The organism is Haloarcula halophila (assembly GCF_029278565.1).
GTDB classification, from domain to species: Archaea; Halobacteriota; Halobacteria; order Halobacteriales; family Haloarculaceae; genus Haloarcula; species Haloarcula halophila.
Genome location: NZ_CP119559.1, coordinates 1,703,597 through 1,719,623 on the forward strand (window position 1 = coordinate 1,703,597; position 16,027 = coordinate 1,719,623).

A 16,027-nucleotide genomic window follows, 5' to 3' on the forward strand; every position below is an offset into this window, starting at 1 on the left:
AACGTTATGCCAACAATCGGCCTATACACAGCGACCGAAAACGAGCTCGGCGCCGTCCAGCGGGCGGCACAACGGACGGACGCCGACCTGGTCGTTCGCTCGGAGAGCGACCTCGACGACCGGGCGGACGTCGACGCCTTCCTCGACGAACTCGACGACGCGACGGCGGTGATCTGCTGGCTCCACGGTGCCGAGGAGAGCATGCCGGGCTACGACCACGCCGTCGGTCGGCTGGCCGACGCCGGCGTCCCGCTGGTCGTCAAATCGACCGGTGACGCCTACGCACTCGAAGACACGTCGATCGCCGCCGAGGATCGCGATCGGGTGTACGAGTACTTAGAGAAGGGCGGAACCGGCAACGTCGCCAACTGCGTCCGTTTTCTCGTCGACGAATACGGCGACGAGTCCCGCGCGTACGACGACCCCGTATCGCTCCCGACCGAGGGGGTCTACCACCCCGATCACCCGGGAGCGTCCTACGAGGAACTGCGGGCGACGTTCGATCCGGAGACGCCGACGGTGGCGATCTGGTTCTACGAGTCCCACTGGACACACGAGAACACACGGTACGTCGACGCGCAGGTCCGGGCCGTCGAGGCACAGGGTGCGGACGCGCTGCCGATCTTCTGTAACCCGGCGACCGACAGCGACGAGCAGTGGGACGCCGAGCGCGTGACCGACGAGTGGCTCCTCGAAGCGGGGGAGCCGGTCGTCGACGCCGTCCTCTCGTCGTTCATGTTCTCGCTCTCGATGGACGAGCGGGGGCGGGCAGCCGACGACGAGGGCGACGGCGCGGCCGACGTGTTCCTCGACCGCCTGGGCGTCCCCGTCGTCCAGACGGTGACGACGATGCGGTCCCGGTCCCGGTACGAGTCCAGTGACACCGGCGTCATGGGCTTCGAACTCGCGCTGTCGGTCGCGCTCCCGGAGTTCGACGGCAACGTCGTCACCCACCCGATCAGCGGCAAGGAACGGATCGACGACGAGGCCGACATCGGTACCGCCCCGAAACAGCACTTCCCGATGGACGACCGGGTCGACCACGCCGCCCGCCTCGCGGTCAACTGGGCGCGGCTCCGACACACCCCGAACCGGGAGAAACAGGTCGCGGTGGTCCTGCACAACTACCCGCCCAGCGACGACGGCATCGGCACCGCCTTCGGACTCGACAGCCCCGAGAGCACCGTCAACCTCCTCGAAGAGCTCCGCGAGCGGGGGTACGACCTCGGGAACCGCACACCGGAGAGCGGCCAGGCCCTCGTCGAACGACTGACCGACCAGTTGACCCTCGACGACCGCTGGGTCGCCCCCGACGACGTCCGCGAGCGCAGCGTCGACGTCGTCCCGACCGAGCAGTACGGCGAGTGGTTCCAGACCCTGGACGAGCGGTTCCAGGCGAACGTCCGCGAGGAGTGGGGCTCGGTACCCGACCGCCCGTTCGCCATCCCCGGCGTCGAGTTCGGGAACGTCCTCGTCACCGTCCAGCCACCCCGTGGGTTCGGGATGGACCCATCGAAGGTGTACCACGACTCGGACCTCCAGCCGCCCCACGACTACGTGGCCTTCTACGGCTGGCTCCGGAACACCTTCGAGGCCGACGCGGTCGTCCATCTGGGTACCCACGGGAGCCTGGAGTGGCTCCCCGGGAAGACGGTCGGACTCGACGGCGAGAGCGCCCCGGACCAACTGATCGACGACGTCCCGAACGTCTACCCCTACATCATCAACAACCCCGGCGAGGGGACACAGGCCAAGCGGCGCTCCTACGCCGCCATCGTCGACTACCTGACGCCCGTGATGTCCAACGCCGGGACCTACGACGAGTTGGCCGAGCTGGAGGAGCTGGCCGACCAGTACCGCGAGGCGGGCATGGAGGACGCACGGACCGACGACGGCGACCACCTCGAAGCGCTGCTGCGCGAGACGATCGCGGAGTTGGACCTCGCGGTGGAGTTGGGGATCAGCGGCGAGATCGACGAGACGGTCGACGTCCGTGGCCCGGAGGCCGCCGGCACCACGCTGGCCGAGGGTTCGGTGTCCGGCGACGAACTCTCGATCGACGAACTCGTCGAACGGGTCCACGAGTATCTCACCGACGTGAAGACGACCCAGATCAGGCTGGGGCTGCACACGATGGGCGAACCCCCCGAATCCGACCGCCTCGTCGAGTACCTCGTCGCGCTCACCCGGTTGGAGAACCCCGGCGGGCCGAGCCTCCGGGAGAGCGTCGCCGGCGTCCTCGGCGTCGACTACGAGCGGATGCTCGACGAACCGGGTGCCTACGACGAGGACCTGGGGATGACGTTCTCGGAGGCGGCCGACGAGGTCTACGAGACCAGCCTCGACCTCGTCGAGACGCTGGCCGGACACGGCTTCGACCTCCCGGCGTCCGAGGTGGACGCGGGGCCGGACGACGAACTGAACATGAACCTCCTCGTCGTGGACATCGACCCGATCGGGGACGCCCGCGCGAAGTCCGGTGCCCACGACGACCTCCGGAAGGCGCTGTCGTTCATCTGTTCGGAGGTCGCGCCACGTGTCCGTGGTGCGACCGACGAGATCCCGCGGACGGCCGAGGCGCTGGCCGGCGAGTACGTCCCGCCCGGCGGCAGCGGCGCACCCACCCGCGGCGGGGTCGATCTGCTCCCGACGGGGCGGAACTTCTACACGCTCGATCCGCGGAAGGTCCCGGCCAAGAGCGCCTGGCGCGTCGGCCGGGAGGTCGCCGACGGGATCGCCCAACGGCACGCCGACGAGCACGGCGAGTATCCCGAGGAGATCGGCGTCGTCGCCTGGGGGACCCCCACGGTTCGGACCCGCGGCGAGACGATCGCGCAGGTGCTCGCACTGATGGGCGTCGAACCCGAGTGGACCGACGCCGGCCGTGTCGACGACGTGACGCCGATCCCCCTCGACGAACTGGATCGGCCCCGGATCGACGTCACCACGCGGGTGTCGGGGCTCTTTCGCGACGCCTTCCCGCAGGCAGCGGGCGTGATCCACGACGCCGTCGACGCTGTCGTCGCCCTCGACGAACCCCACGAGATGAACTACGTGAAAAAGCACGTCGAGGAAGAGGCCGACCGGCTCGACGAGCAGGGGATCGAGGACCCCGACGCCGCGGCGAAACACCGCGTGTTCACGACCCGGCCGGGCGGCTACGGCGCCGGCACGAACAAGGCTGTCGACGAGGGCAACTGGGACGACCGCTCGGACCTCGCGGACGTCTACGTCCAGTGGGGCGGCTACGCGCTCGGGAGTCGCGGCGGCGTGACCGAGGCCCACGACGCCTTCGAGCGGCGGCTGGGCAGCGTCGACGCCACCGTCAAGATCGAAGACACCGCCGAACAGGACGAGTTCGACAGCTCCGACTGGTACGCCTTCCACGGCGGCTTCATCACCGCCGTCTCCGAGATCGCGGGCGAGGAACCGGCCTCCTACGTCGGCGACTCCAGCGACCCCGACAACGTCTCGGTCTACACCAACGAGGAGAAAGTCCGGAAGGCGATGCGGGCCCGCGTGCTCAACCCCGAGTGGCTCGACAGCATGGAGGACCACGACTACAAGGGGGCCGGCGACCTCTCGACGACGGTCGACGTGGTGCTGGGCTGGGACGCGACCACCGGCGTCGTCAGCGATACCCTCTGGGCGGATCTCGCCGGGAAGTACGCCTTCGACGAGGACCGCCAGGAGTGGCTGCGGGACGTGAACCCGTGGGCCTTAGAGAGCATCACCGACACGCTGCTGGAGGCCATCGACCGCGGTCTTTGGGACGCCGACGAGGAGACCGCCGACCGGCTCCGGGACCTCAACCTCCGGGTCGACGGCGACCTCGAAGCCCGTGCCGGGAGCGACCGGCCGGAGGTGACGAGCGATGACGACTGAGGAGCGAGAGGCGGAGACCGACGAGTTCGAGGCCTACGCCGACCTCGGTGCGACGACCGAGAACGCGATGGACATCGCCGAGACGAGCATGGATCGGGTGCGGGAGTTGGTCCCGGACGAGACGCTGGCGGACCGGATTCGCCAGAAGAGCGTCCACGCGACCGGTGACCCGGAGTTCCAGCACCTCGTGCGGTTCACCGGCGCGACCGACGAGGAACCGGTGGTCGCCGGCGCGCGCGCCGTGCTCGACGAGCGCCCCATCGTCACCGACATCACGATGGTGAAGTCGGGGATCACCGGCCGGGGCCACGACTGTCCCGTCCGGAAGGCCATCGGCAACGGTGCCGACCTCGCGGCGGAGACGGGGATGACCCGGACGGCGGCGTCGGTCCTCGAACTCGACCGGGAGGGCGTCTACGACGGTGCCATCGCCACCGTCGGGAACGCGCCGACCGCGGCGCTCGCGCTGGCGGACTGCATCGATGACGGGACCCGGCCCGCCGTCGTCGTCGCCACGCCGGTGGGTTTCGTCAAGGCCGCCGAGAGCCGTGACCGCCTCCGGGCGGTCGCCGAGGCACACGGCGTCCCGGCGATCACGACCGTCGGCCGCCGCGGCGGGAGCGGGCTGGCGGCCGGCCTGACGAACGAACTCGTCCACGTGGCAAGCGACGCTCGAAACGACGAGGTCACGCTGCCGTGAGCGACGACTACGACCTGGACTCCGGCCCGGACCCCGCCGATCTGGCGGCGGCGGCTTCGGAATCGGCGTCCGATCGGTCCGAAGCGCCAGTGGACGCGGTCGGGATCGGCCCGGGTAACCCGGAGTACCTGACCCCGCGCGGCGAGCGGGCGATCCACGAGGCCGAGGTCGTCGTCGGGTTCGAGACCGTCGTCGACTACGTCCGCGAGCGGACCGAGGCCGACTGTCTCACCTGCGGGTACCGCGACGAGGGCGAGACACTGGCGACCTTCGCCGACCGCGTGGCCGACGGGGCGACCGGAACGGCCGTGTTGATGGGCGACCCGAACCACTCGGGGTATCAGTTCGTCGGGAAGGTCCAGGCCGCCGTCGACCGGCCGGTCCGGATCGTCCCGGGAATCTCCTCGCTACAGGTGGCTGCAAGTCGGGCGCGGACCCCGATGGAGGCGACGACCTTCGTCACCCTGCACAAGAGCGGGGAGATCACGCCGGATCTCGACCGGCTCAGAGAGGCGGTCGGCGAGCGACACCTGCTCGTGCTCCCGCGCCCCTACGACTGGATGCCCGAGGACATCGCCGCCGACGTGCTCGATGCAGGAGCGTCGCCGTCGCTGGAGGCGCTCGTCTTCGAGCGGCTCACACACGACGACGAAGCGGTGACGACGACGACACTCGGCGAACTCGGGGCACGCACCGCGGACTCGGACGCGTCCACCTCACCGTTCTCCGATCTCTCCGTACTGGCCGTCCGGGCCGACTGAAGACCGGGACGCCGTCGGTCTCTCTCACCTACCGGCCTGTACCGACCACAACTTATTTGCGAATCCGTCGCAACGCGTAAGACAAGCCGAATTGGGATAACTAAAATAAGATTTACTGGCCCGACGATCCATGACAACCGAATCCATCCTGCTCATCAGCCGTGCCACGAGAAACGCCCACGAAGTGCTCGAGACACACGCCGACCGCCTCGCCCGGCGGACCGGCGTCGACGACGTCGACGTCGCGACCTACGATTCCGAGCCGATCCGCGAACTCACGCCCCAGTTCGAGCGGCTCACTGCCGAGACGGTGTACGCCGTCCCGATGTGTGCCGCCCACGGCCACGACACGACGACCGGTATCCCCGCCGCACTGTCGGCGCTGCCCGGCGAAGTCCACTACTGTGAACCCCTGGGCCGGAGTCCAGCAGTCACCGAGGTGATCGAAGACCGCGGCACACAGCTGGTCCCGGCCGCGGACGACGTCTCGCTCGTTCTCGTCGGCTTCGGCAGTAGCTCGAAACCGTACCATCGACAGACGACCGACTACCACGCCACACGGCTGCGCGAACACTCGGGCTACGGCGAAGTCCTGACCTGCTATCTCCTCCAGAACCCGACGGTCGAGTGTGTCCGGTACAACACCACGACCGACCGGGCGATCGCCGTTCCACTGTTCCTGACGCGGACCGAGGCCACCGAACAGGAGATCCCCGCCAAACTCGAACTCGACCGGGGTGGTATCGAGTACGCCGATCCGCTGGGGGCACACCCCCGGATCACCGACGCCGTCCACGCGGAGGTCGAGAAACAGCGCGCGCTCGCTGACGGGGATCGCTCAGCCGAGCGCTCCTTCGAGGCACAGCTAACCCGGACACAGCGGCGAGTCGCCACCGACGGCGACGGCGGCGAGCGGTAGCCGGTTCCGGGGGAACGTCGACCGCCCGACTGGACCGTACGGGCCGGCCCTACGTGTGACACAAGACCTATTTTCCAGACAGACATCCGTCGGAGTATGACAGCCGTCGACCTCGCGTTCGACGAACAGGAGTATCTCCCGGCGGTCGCCCAGGACGCCGAGACCGGCGAGGTCCTCATGCTCGCGTACGTCACCGAGGAAGCGCTCGAACGGACCCGCGAGACGGGCTACGCCCACTACTACTCGCGCAGCCGCGACGAACTCTGGAAGAAAGGCGGGACGAGCGGCCACACCCAGGAGATCGAGGCGGTCCGCGTCGATTGTGACGGCGACGCCCTGCTGTACGTCGTCGACCAGGCGGGCGGGGCCTGCCACACGGGCTACGAGTCCTGTTTCTACCGGACCGTCGACGGCGAGGAAGTCGGTGAACAGGTGTTCGATCCGGACACAGTCTACTGATGTCCGAGTTCGTCGACCAACTGGAGCAAACCGAACGGGAACGCGAGCGGGCACGGGAACGGGTCGAGGAGATCGGTGCCGACCGGCTCCGGACCTGCCGGGACGCCTACCGGGATCTGATACGTCTGCTGGAGGACTACGACGGCCGGGCGACCGGCAGCGGTGACTTCCAGGCCTACACCCAGTTCGAGGGCGCCGTGGCGACGGTGGTCGGGAACCTCGACGAGGACATCCCCGAGTACGACACCTTCGAAGCCGTCGACGACCACCTCCAGCAGCGCCGCCTCTCGGAGAGCGACTTCGAGCAAGCGAGGGAGATGCTGGCCCCGGTCAGTGACCTCGTCGACCGCCTGGACGAGTTAGAGAGCGCCCGGGAGGCCTACGTCCAGGCCCGGCGGGAGGCACGGCGACGTCTCGGGGAACTGGACGAGCAGATCGAGGAGCTGGAGCGTCTCGAACGGCTCGGCGACGCCGACCTCGACGCCCCGGTCGAGCACATCCGTGCTCCCATCCGGGCCTACGACGAGGCCGTCAGAGAGGCCTTTGCCGCGTTCCGGAACGACGCCCCCGCCCGCGAGGTCCTCGGGTTGATCGAGCGGACCGAGGCGTTCCCCCTCGTCGAGTTCCGCGCCCCACCCGAGGAATTGCTGCGGTACGTCCGTGAACACGAGGCCGGGACCGAACCGCTGCCGACGCTGCTCGAGTACGCCGACTACTCGGGGTCGAAACTGGACCACTACGTCGAGGACCCCGCGGCGCTCCGATCCGCCGTCTCGACCCGGCGGACGTACCTCCGGAACGTCGACGCCGATCCCCTGACCGTCGGGTGGCCGCCGCCACCGGCCTCGGAACTCCCGTGGCTCTGTCGGGAGTACCGCTCGATCGTCGCCAGGTTCGCCGACGAGAGCGTCGTGGCACGGCTACGCGAGGTCCGGCAACTGGCCGGTCGGGACGACTACAAGCGGCTCCGGGAGAGCGCGCTGGCTCGCTCGGAACTCACCGAGGCGGAGCGCGAACGGATCGCCAGCGGGGCCGTCGAGCGGGACCTGGCCGCCGCTCGTGACGAGCGGGACGCTATCGAGACGGCGCTCTCGACTCTCGGTGAACTGGACGACCCGCCCTGACTCACTCCGCCGCCGAGACCATCGCCTCGGCCAGTTCCGTCGCCCGGTCCAGACTGCGGGCCTCGGCGTAGACGCGGACGACCGGCTCGGTCCCCGAGGGCCGGGCCAGCACCCACGCGTCGTCGTAGTTCAGCCGCCAGCCGTCGGTCCGGTCGACGGCCGCGTCGACCTCCTGTGCGTACGCCTCGACCCCGTCGAGCATCGCCTCGCGCCCGTCGTCGTCGTCGTAGCGGAGGTTCCGGCGGACGTTCGCGTAGTCGTCGAAGGGAGCGACGAGTTCGCTGACCGGCGTTTCGGCGGCGAGTTCACAGAACCGCGCGGCGGTGTAGGCCCCGTCCCGTGCGATCCGATAGGCGGGGAAGATGATGCCGCCGTTGCCCTCGCCGGCGACGGGGACGCGGGTCCCCTCGGCCCGGAGTTCGGCGATACGACTGACGATGTACGTCGAGCCGATTGGGGTCAACGAGAGGTCCGCACCGGCGTCCTCGACGACGTCGACCAACCGTTGTGAGGCGTTGACCGCGGAGACGACCGCGTCGCCGGCGTCGAGTTCCGCGGCCGCCAGGGCCGCCAGCGCGGCGTCGCCCTCGACGTGGTCGCCGCGTTCGTCGACGAAGATCGCCCGGTCGCCGTCGCCGTCGTGGGCGATGCCCAGGTCGGCGTCGGTCGCCCGGACGTACGCCCGCAGGTCCGCGAGGTTGGCTTCGACCGGTTCGGGGTCCCGCCCGGGGAAGTGACCGTCGGGCTGGGCGTTGATCGTGTGGACGGTACAGCCCAGTTCCCGGAACAGGTCCGGGCTGGTGAGCGAGCCGGCGCCGTGACCGGGGTCGACGACGACGGTGAGATCGGCCGCCGCGATGCGCTCGCTGTCGACGGCATCCCGGAGCTGTTCCCGGTAGCGCTCGCGAGCGGTCTCGATACACCGATCGGTTCCGACCCGCTCCCAGCCGGCCAACGCCGGGTCGTCGGCCCCGACGGCGGCGGCGATCTCGTCGAGCGTCTCCCGGCGCAGTTCGACGCCGTCGGCGCCGACCAGTTTGACGCCGTTGTAGGCAGGCGGGTTGTGGCTGGCGGTGATCATCACCCCGGGGACGCTCTCGCGCTCGCAGTAGGCCTGCAGTCCGGGTGTCGGGACGATCCCGAGCCGGTCCACGTCGAACCCCAGCCCGGTCAGCCCGCTCACTGCGGCGTTACCGAAGGTCCGCCCGGTGGTCCGCGTGTCACGTGCGATCGCGACGCGGTCGTGGTCCCCGGTCCAGACGCTGCCGGCCGCCTGTGCGATCCGCAGGACGTACCGCGGTGTCAGTCCCTCGCCAGCGACATCCCGGACGCCACTCGACCCGAACACTTGCATTCGAACGGGAGTGTGGTACCGAGTGGCTTAGGGATGTCGACGTGGCCGCGAGCGATTCCAACAGCCATTAGCACCCCGACGGCGGAGCAGTCGTATGGCCAACCAGGAACTCATCGACGCGCTCCGGGACGCGGTCAAATACGGCGAGTTCGAACTCTCACACGGCGGGACCTCGAACTACTACGTCGACAAGTACGTCTTCGAGACCGATCCCCGCTGTCTGGAACTGATCGCACGGGCGTTCGCCGAACGGGTCGCGGAGACGAAGCTGGCCGGCGTCGCGCTGGGGGGCGTGCCGATGGTCGCGGTCACCAGCGTCGAGACCGGGCTCCCCTACGTCATCGCCCGCAAGCAGGCAAAGGAGTACGGCACCGGCAACCGTATCGAGGGCGAACTCGAAGACGGCGAGGAGGTCGTCGTCATCGAGGACATCGCGACGACCGGCCAGAGCGCCATCGACGCCGCGGAGGCGCTTCGCGAGGCCGGCGCCGTCGTCGAGCGGGTCCTCGTCGTCGTCGACCGGGAAGAGGGCGCCCGCGAGAACCTCGCCGACCACGGCCTAGAGCTGGAAGCGCTCGTGACCGCCTCGGACCTGCTGGCGGACGCTCCCGGGAACATCGACGACTGAGCGAGTCCGGGGACGCCACCGGATGTCTCGGTCGGGCTACCAATTTTGGCCGTTCTCGCCACGCTTAAGCCCGTCTGTCCTGAGAGAGCCATCAATGGGTACGCTGGAGCGGTTATTCGAGTTGGAGGCACACGACACCGACGTCCGAACGGAGTTGGTCGCGGGGTTGACGACGTTCCTGACGATGAGTTATATCGTCATCGTGAACCCGGCCATCCTGAGCGCGGCCATCTCCGTCGAGAACCGAACCCCGGGCCAGACCGTCCAGATGCTGGCCGTCGTCACGATCATCTCCGCGGCCGTGGCGACGCTGATCATGGCCTTCTACGCGAACAGGCCGTTCGCACAGGCACCCGGACTGGGGCTGAACGCCTTCTTCGCGTTCACCGTCGTCCTCGGGTTGGGGGTCCCCTGGCAGACGGCGCTGTCCGCCGTCGTCGTCGAAGGGCTCCTCTTCATCCTCCTGACCGCCGTCGGCGCCCGCGAGTACATCATCAAGCTGTTCCCCGAACCGGTCAAGATGGCCGTCGGGGCCGGTATCGGCCTGTTTCTCGCGATCATCGGGCTGGAGGCCATGCACGTCGTCGCCGCCGACCCGGCCACGTTCCTGCAGTTCAACCCGTCGTTCGCCAACGACCCCATCGCCATCATCTCCGTCGTCGGTCTCTTTCTCACCTTCGCGCTGTACGCCGCCGACGTCCCGGGATCGATCATCCTCGGGATCGTCATCACGACGGCGATCTCCTACGCGGCGAGTGCACTGGGGATCACCCCCATCGACCCACAGATCGCCGAGGGCGTGTTCCTCTACACGCCGGCGTCGCTGACCGGCCAGACCGCGGTCGTCTACTCGGTCGCCGGCTACAACATCACGCCGCTGGTCGGCGCGTTCATCGAGGGCTTCTCGAACGTTGACGCGCTGGGCTTCTCGCTCATCGTCTTCACGTTCTTCTTCGTCGACTTCTTCGACACCGCCGGGACGCTGACCGGCGTCGGACAGATCGCGGGCTTCCTCGACGAGGAGGGGAACCTCCCCGACATCGACCGACCGCTGATGGCCGACGCCGTCGGGACCACCGTCGGCGGGATCATCGGCACGTCGACGGTCACCACATACATCGAGTCCGCGACCGGCGTCGAAGAGGGTGGCCGGACGGGCCTGACCGCGCTGGTCGTCGCGGTGCTGTTTCTCGCGTCGCTGGCGCTCGTGCCCTTGGCTGCGGCCGTCCCGCTGCACGCCTCACACATCGCGCTCGTCGTCGTCGCCGTGTTGATGCTCCAGAACATCGTCGACATCGACTGGGACGACCTGAGCCACGCCGTCCCCGCGGGGCTGACGATGTTCATCATGCCGTTTACCTACTCGATCTCGTACGGGATCGCCGCCGGGATCATCGCCTACCCGATCGTGAAGGCCGCACAGGGTGAGGCGAGTGAGGTCCATCCGGGTCAGTGGGTGCTTGCGGGCGCGTTCGTGCTCTACTTCTTCGTCCGGACCAGCGGCCTCCTCGGTGGCGCACTCTGAGACACAGGGCGCATCTGTGTCCGGCGGACACACCACCGGTGTCCTCTTGTCGCTGGCGTCCGTAGCCGACTCCGTAATGGCCAACCTCGAACTCTACGAGCTGGAAGGCTGTCCGTACTGTGCGAAGGTAATCAAGAAACTCGACGAACTCGGCCTGGAGTACAAGTCCCACATGGTCCCGCGCTCGCACGACGAGCGGACCGAAGTGAAGGAGGTCTCGGGCCAGACCGGCGTTCCAGTGCTGATCGACCACGACAACGGCATCGACGGGATGCCCGAGTCCGACGACATCGTCGAGTACCTCGAAGAGACCTACGGCAGCGGCGCTGCTTGAGGGGACTCAGCGCCGCAGGCGTAGGACGACGAACCAAAACGTAGGCTAAGCGGTCTCTTCGTGGTCTTCGCCGCGTTCCATGATGAGATCACGGAGATCGACGGCGTCTTCGATCTCCTCCATCTCGTCTTCCTCGATGATCGCGGTCCCTTCGACGGACTCGCGTTTGAGTTCGTCGACGACGTACACCGACCGCGTCCGAGTGACCTCGCCGACCGAGGACATGATCCGCGCCCGTTTCTCGGCGGCCTCGGTAAACGGCGAGTGCCCGGTCAGGACCTGCTCGCGGCGCCGGCCGTTCTCGTTGACCGCCTTGAACGGCGCTCGGTCGGTCGGGTGGACCTCGAAGCCGATGCGGGTGAAGACGGTGACGATCGACTCGTCTTCGGGGTTGGCGTCGGGGTCCTCGGGCGTCGGTTCGTCGTCCCGAACCTCCTCGGCCCCGTCGAGGACGCTGACCGGCGAGGTCAGCGGCGCGTCGAACAGATCTTCGAGTTCGGCTGCCACCTCGACGGAGGCGTCCATGCCGTCCTCGTACTTCGAGACGGTTCGCCGGGAGACGCCCAGTTCCGTGGCCAAGCGTCCCAGCGACCACTCCCTGTCCTCGCGCGCGTCGGCCAGCACCTCGGAGTCGATGTTGACGTAGAGCCCACCCGGGGCCGCGTAGATGAGCGGCGGGACCTCCTCGATGAACAGGTCCATGGCGGTGTCGGGCGACAACACCGGGACGCCGTGCCGGAAGTAGACGACGCCGGGTTTCAGGTCCTCGTCGCGGGTCCGCAACCCGACGACGATCGGCGTCGCGTTCAGATAGGTTCCCAGACGGCGCATCTCTGCACCCGTGACGCCGTCGAAGGCGTCGATGTTGCCCAGGATCTTCACCAACAGGACGTCCTCTCCGCGCCGGGCCGCGATATCGAAACTCTTGGGCCTGATCGCACAGCGGTCGCTGACGAGAAACCCCGCGTCCTCTAGCATCGCCGTGACGTTGCCGACCAGTGCCGACCGTGACATAGTCCTCCGTACCTCTACCAAAGGTAACCAATCGTCGTATATATGATTTGTGGCGGCATCCGGGACGATTCGCGTGACGAAACCGGGTCGGACGGAACGGGTAACCACGAGTCGCAGTTACAGTCCAGGGGTCTGAGAGGAAAAAATAACCGTCTGCGCCGAGAACCAAGCGTCCATGTCCGTCGTAGAGGCAGGTGAGGACTCCCCCTGGACAAAGCGAGCGGGCCTGACAGCGGTCGCCGCCGCCGTCGCGCTCTTTCAGTTCTCCCTGACTTACCAGGCGTACCAGCGCGGTGGTCCCGGTGCGATCACTGACCAGGTCATCTACACGTATCTCGCGGTCGCGTTGCTGATCGGGAGTGCTACGGGGACGATCCGATCGAGACGGTTCAACACGGCGTTTTCAGGAGTGGGCGGGCTGCTCGTCGCGGGGCTGGTGGCGCTCGACCCACGAGTCGTCTACGTCCTCGGTCTCGGACTGTTTGCCGCTGGGTTCGTCTACTACGGTAACGTGGCTCGTTCGGACTGAACAGCGACGACGGGTCGGGATACGGGCTGGAGAAGTGACCGCCGCGGGTCCGATCGATTCGACACCGTCGGATACGCGTCGGTACGAAACGCCGAAGACAGTCGGGATACTACCACCGTCAGTGACTATCGTCGGTCTCGACGACACCGATTCCCGGGAAGGCGGGATGTGTACGACCTACGCGGCCAGCGAACTCGCCGACGACATCCGTGCGGCCGGCGGGACCGTCGAGCGACTGCTCCTGGTCCGGCTGAACCCCGCCGTCGAGCACAAGACCCGCGGGAACGCGGCGCTCGCGGTCCACACCGATCTCGACGCCGGCCGGGCGACCGAGCTCGCCGAGTCGACCCTCGATCTGGCAGAGATCGACGACCCCCGGACGAACCCCGGCGCGGTCGTCGCTGACTGTGCTCCCGAGGCGGTCCCATCGGCGCTCGCGGAGTTCACCACGGACGCCGTTCGATCGATCCAGGACCGCGTGACGGCGACGACGTTAGCCGATCACGCCGGCTTCGCGCGCCTGGAACGCGGGAACGGCCGCGGGCTGATCGGCGCGCTCGCCGCCGTCGGCGCGTGGGCATCCTTCGACGAGTGGACCTACGAGCACATCGCCTACCGCGGGCGAGAGCGGTGGGGAACCGAGCGCGACGTCGATACGGAAAGTGTCTTCGCCGCCGCCGAGTCCCACTACCCCGCCGTCTGGGACACCGTCGATCGGAGCTCGAACTATCCGGTCTGTGTGCCGCGGACCCCCTGTCCGGTGCTGTACGGCATCCGCGGCGACGACCCGGCGGCCTGCCGGGCCGTCGCCGACGCCATCGAGGGCGAACCGGTCGCCGAGCGGGCGACGTTTCTGACGAACCAGGGGACCGACGTGCATCTCCAGACGGCCCCGCTGGCAGCGGTCGAGGACGACAGCGCCTACCGAGTGTCCGGCGAGGTAGTCGATCCGCCCGAGACCCGCGCCGGCGGCCACGTGTTCCTGACGATCGCCGACGACGGCGGGACACTCCCGTGTGCAGCCTTCGAGCCAACCAAGGGGTTCCGTGACCGGGTCCGATCGCTCCGTGTCGGCGACTGCGTGACCGTCTGTGGGGAAGTCAGCGGTGGGACCCTCAAACTGGAGAAGTTCCGCGTCGATGCGGTAGTCGAGACCGAGCGAGTGACTCCGAACTGTCCCGACTGCGACCGATCGATGTCCTCGGCCGGCCGCGACCAGGGGTATCGCTGTCGGGACTGTGGGACCAGTGCCCCCGGGAAGGTCGAGCGCCCGATCGACCGGGAGATCGAACCGGGCTGGTACGAGGTCCCGCCGGTGGCGCGCCGACACGTGGCGAAGCCGCTGGTCCGGGGTGGGTTCGGCGGGGCGACGCATCCGGAGCGGTAGGCCGGTGGCCACGAGCGCTGTGACCCGGTTTTCGCCCACGTGTTTCCGCGAGCGGCGGCCACGGACCACCCGAGTGCGAGAGCCGTGGTAGCGGAGCCGCTGGTCCGGTGTGGGTTCGGCGGGTCGACACCCCCGTCCCCGTGCTCCTGTGGCGCTGCTCAGGCGTTGCGGCCCGTGAGCGGGACCACCACGTCGTCGTCCGGAGCGACGACGCCGCGGTCCCTGAACGATCGCAGCGCCGCCGTCGCCGTCGCACAGGTCGGCTCGACGTGGAGCCCCTCGGCAGCCAGTCGGTCGTGTGCGGCCCGGGTCGCCCGCTCGTCGACCGCGACAGCGTCACCGCCCGTGTCCTCGATGGCCGCCCGGATCTGGTCGGCGCGTGCTGGCTCGCTGATCTGGATGCCGTCGGCCAGGTCGTTGTGGCTCGCGCTCCCCCCGTGGCGAGCGTCGGCGATGGGGCTGGCACCCGCCGCCTGTGCGCCCAGCAGTTTCGGGATCTCGTCGATCCAGCCGGCTCCTTCCAGCGCCCGGAACCCCTGATACGCGCCCAGAAACAGCGTCCCGTGACCCAGAGGCGTCACGACGGCGGCCGGGGCCGACCAGTCGCGCTGAGCGGCCAGTTCGTAGGCGACGGTCGCGGTCCCGGCGAAAAAGGCGGGGTTCCAGGCGTGGCTGGCGTAGTAGCCGTCCCCGGCCTCGACGGCCTCGAGACAGGCGTCGGTGACGGCCTGCCGGTCGCCCTCGACGGCGACGACCTCGGCGCCGGTGCGTTCGATCCGCCGGCGCTTCCCCGCTTTCGCGTCGGCGGGAACGTAGATCTCGGCGTCGATACCGGCACGTGCAGCGTAGCTGGCGACGGCAAGCCCGGCGTTCCCGGAAGAATCCTCCAGGACACGGTCTGCGCCGACAGCCTGTGCCTCGGCGACCACCGTCGCCGCGCCGCGGTCCTTGAAACTCCCCGTCGGGTGGAGGAACTCCAGTTTGAACGTCGCGTCCCAGTCGGGGGCGTCGACGAGCGGCGTCCACCCCTCGCCCAGCGTCACCCGTTCGTCCATCGGCAGGAGGTCCTCGAAGGCCCAGATGCCCGCGTCGCGGTCGAAGTCGGTGGGTTCGCCATCGGAGGCTGGCGGGTCGGCGTAGTCCAGTGCGTGGCCACAGTCACAGCGCCAGGGCCGGTCGCGGGGGTACTCCCGACCACAGGCCTCGCAGTGTCGCATAGCGGCAGTGGGGCGGCGAGTCATCAAAAGGTGGTGGTCACGACGGCGCTCCCGTGGCCGTGAGCGAGTGGCGCGACGACAGTCGCGCCCGAGCGAAGGCGAAGAAGGCCAGGGATGAATCGGGAGCATACCGCGAGCGGTTTCACGCGAATCGCGCCGCGATTCGCGCCTTTTTCCCCACGTTTTCGCAA

The 16,027-nt window shown here is 68.5% G+C and carries 14 protein-coding genes; 11 read left to right on the forward strand and 3 right to left on the reverse strand.

Going from position 1 to position 16,027, the window contains the following annotated elements; translation table 11 throughout:
* Nucleotides 1–6: 6 nt before the first annotated feature.
* The 6 genes from cobN (at nucleotide 7) to P0204_RS09065 (ending at nucleotide 7,848) form a co-directional block, all read left to right on the forward strand.
* Nucleotides 7–3,885 carry a cobaltochelatase subunit CobN gene (gene cobN, locus P0204_RS09040; protein WP_276178383.1) on the forward strand — a complete coding sequence of 1,293 codons (3,879 nt, stop codon included), beginning with the start codon at nucleotides 7–9 and terminating at the stop codon, nucleotides 3,883–3,885.
* Nucleotides 3,875–4,585, forward strand: coding sequence for a precorrin-8X methylmutase (locus tag P0204_RS09045; protein WP_276178385.1), 711 nt, complete (start codon nucleotides 3,875–3,877; stop codon nucleotides 4,583–4,585). The genes cobN and P0204_RS09045 overlap by 11 nt, the downstream gene beginning before the upstream one ends.
* The gene (locus tag P0204_RS09050; RefSeq protein WP_276178387.1) at nucleotides 4,582–5,346 is read left to right on the forward strand and encodes a cobalt-precorrin-7 (C(5))-methyltransferase; all 765 of its coding nucleotides are present in this window, start codon (nucleotides 4,582–4,584) and stop codon (nucleotides 5,344–5,346) included. Before P0204_RS09045 ends, P0204_RS09050 begins: the two co-directional genes overlap by 4 nt.
* 130 nt (nucleotides 5,347–5,476) lie before the next feature.
* Entirely contained in the window at nucleotides 5,477–6,265 is a 789-nt protein-coding gene (locus tag P0204_RS09055; RefSeq protein WP_276178389.1) for a CbiX/SirB N-terminal domain-containing protein, read from the forward strand.
* A 96-nt stretch (nucleotides 6,266–6,361) separates the two neighbouring features.
* Complete coding sequence (gene hisI, locus P0204_RS09060; protein ID WP_276178391.1) at nucleotides 6,362–6,724, forward strand: phosphoribosyl-AMP cyclohydrolase; 363 nt, start codon at nucleotides 6,362–6,364, stop codon at nucleotides 6,722–6,724.
* The gene (locus tag P0204_RS09065) at nucleotides 6,724–7,848 is read left to right on the forward strand and encodes a DUF7118 family protein (protein WP_276178393.1); all 1,125 of its coding nucleotides are present in this window, start codon (nucleotides 6,724–6,726) and stop codon (nucleotides 7,846–7,848) included. The genes hisI and P0204_RS09065 overlap by 1 nt, the downstream gene beginning before the upstream one ends.
* A gap of 1 nt (nucleotide 7,849) precedes the next feature.
* On the opposite strand, the gene glmM is transcribed toward P0204_RS09065, so the two are convergent.
* A complete protein-coding gene (gene glmM / locus P0204_RS09070) occupies nucleotides 7,850–9,202 on the reverse strand; it encodes a phosphoglucosamine mutase (RefSeq protein ID WP_276178396.1) in 1,353 nt (450 codons plus the stop codon).
* A gap of 94 nt (nucleotides 9,203–9,296) precedes the next feature.
* Between glmM and pyrE the strand changes: the two genes are divergently transcribed.
* The 3 genes from pyrE to P0204_RS09085 all read left to right on the forward strand — a co-directional run bounded on the left by pyrE (nucleotide 9,297) and on the right by P0204_RS09085 (nucleotide 11,689).
* Nucleotides 9,297–9,830: an orotate phosphoribosyltransferase gene (gene pyrE, locus P0204_RS09075; RefSeq protein ID WP_276178398.1), complete on the forward strand. Its 534-nt coding sequence runs from the start codon at nucleotides 9,297–9,299 to the stop codon at nucleotides 9,828–9,830.
* Nucleotides 9,831–9,924: 94 nt separating this feature from the next.
* Complete coding sequence (locus tag P0204_RS09080) at nucleotides 9,925–11,355, forward strand: NCS2 family permease (RefSeq protein ID WP_276178400.1); 1,431 nt, start codon at nucleotides 9,925–9,927, stop codon at nucleotides 11,353–11,355.
* 76 nt (nucleotides 11,356–11,431) lie between these two features.
* Entirely contained in the window at nucleotides 11,432–11,689 is a 258-nt protein-coding gene (locus P0204_RS09085) for a glutathione S-transferase N-terminal domain-containing protein (protein ID WP_276178402.1), read from the forward strand.
* A 45-nt stretch (nucleotides 11,690–11,734) separates the two neighbouring features.
* Here the strand turns inward: P0204_RS09085 and P0204_RS09090 are convergent, their stop codons facing one another.
* A complete protein-coding gene (locus P0204_RS09090; RefSeq protein ID WP_276178404.1) occupies nucleotides 11,735–12,703 on the reverse strand; it encodes a transcriptional regulator in 969 nt (322 codons plus the stop codon).
* A gap of 175 nt (nucleotides 12,704–12,878) precedes the next feature.
* Between P0204_RS09090 and P0204_RS09095 the strand changes: the two genes are divergently transcribed.
* Nucleotides 12,879–13,232, forward strand: a complete 354-nt coding sequence (locus P0204_RS09095; RefSeq protein ID WP_276178406.1) for a hypothetical protein — start codon at nucleotides 12,879–12,881, stop codon at nucleotides 13,230–13,232.
* Between the two features lie 121 nt (nucleotides 13,233–13,353).
* Nucleotides 13,354–14,619 (forward strand): tRNA(Ile)(2)-agmatinylcytidine synthase, encoded by a 1,266-nt coding sequence (locus P0204_RS09100; RefSeq protein WP_276178408.1) that lies wholly within the window; start codon nucleotides 13,354–13,356, stop codon nucleotides 14,617–14,619.
* 158 nt (nucleotides 14,620–14,777) lie between these two features.
* Here the strand turns inward: P0204_RS09100 and P0204_RS09105 are convergent, their stop codons facing one another.
* Nucleotides 14,778–15,836, reverse strand: coding sequence for a pyridoxal-phosphate dependent enzyme (locus P0204_RS09105; protein ID WP_276178410.1), 1,059 nt, complete (start codon nucleotides 15,834–15,836; stop codon nucleotides 14,778–14,780).
* Nucleotides 15,837–16,027: the final 191 nt, after the last annotated feature.

What these genes read in the sequence shown, in the direction of transcription:
- cobN (WP_276178383.1), top strand. Translation starts at nt 7, where the DNA reads ATGCCAACAATCGGCCTATACACAGCGACCGAAAACGAGCTCGGCGCC.
- P0204_RS09045 (WP_276178385.1), top strand. Translation starts at nt 3,875, where the DNA reads ATGACGACTGAGGAGCGAGAGGCGGAGACCGACGAGTTCGAGGCCTAC.
- P0204_RS09055 (WP_276178389.1), top strand. Translation starts at nt 5,477, where the DNA reads ATGACAACCGAATCCATCCTGCTCATCAGCCGTGCCACGAGAAACGCC.
- hisI (WP_276178391.1), top strand. Translation starts at nt 6,362, where the DNA reads ATGACAGCCGTCGACCTCGCGTTCGACGAACAGGAGTATCTCCCGGCG.
- P0204_RS09065 (WP_276178393.1), top strand. Translation starts at nt 6,724, where the DNA reads ATGTCCGAGTTCGTCGACCAACTGGAGCAAACCGAACGGGAACGCGAG.
- glmM (WP_276178396.1), bottom strand. Translation starts at nt 9,202, where the DNA reads ATGCAAGTGTTCGGGTCGAGTGGCGTCCGGGATGTCGCTGGCGAGGGA.
- pyrE (WP_276178398.1), top strand. Translation starts at nt 9,297, where the DNA reads ATGGCCAACCAGGAACTCATCGACGCGCTCCGGGACGCGGTCAAATAC.
- P0204_RS09080 (WP_276178400.1), top strand. Translation starts at nt 9,925, where the DNA reads ATGGGTACGCTGGAGCGGTTATTCGAGTTGGAGGCACACGACACCGAC.
- P0204_RS09085 (WP_276178402.1), top strand. Translation starts at nt 11,432, where the DNA reads ATGGCCAACCTCGAACTCTACGAGCTGGAAGGCTGTCCGTACTGTGCG.
- P0204_RS09090 (WP_276178404.1), bottom strand. Translation starts at nt 12,703, where the DNA reads ATGTCACGGTCGGCACTGGTCGGCAACGTCACGGCGATGCTAGAGGAC.
- P0204_RS09095 (WP_276178406.1), top strand. Translation starts at nt 12,879, where the DNA reads ATGTCCGTCGTAGAGGCAGGTGAGGACTCCCCCTGGACAAAGCGAGCG.
- P0204_RS09105 (WP_276178410.1), bottom strand. Translation starts at nt 15,836, where the DNA reads ATGCGACACTGCGAGGCCTGTGGTCGGGAGTACCCCCGCGACCGGCCC.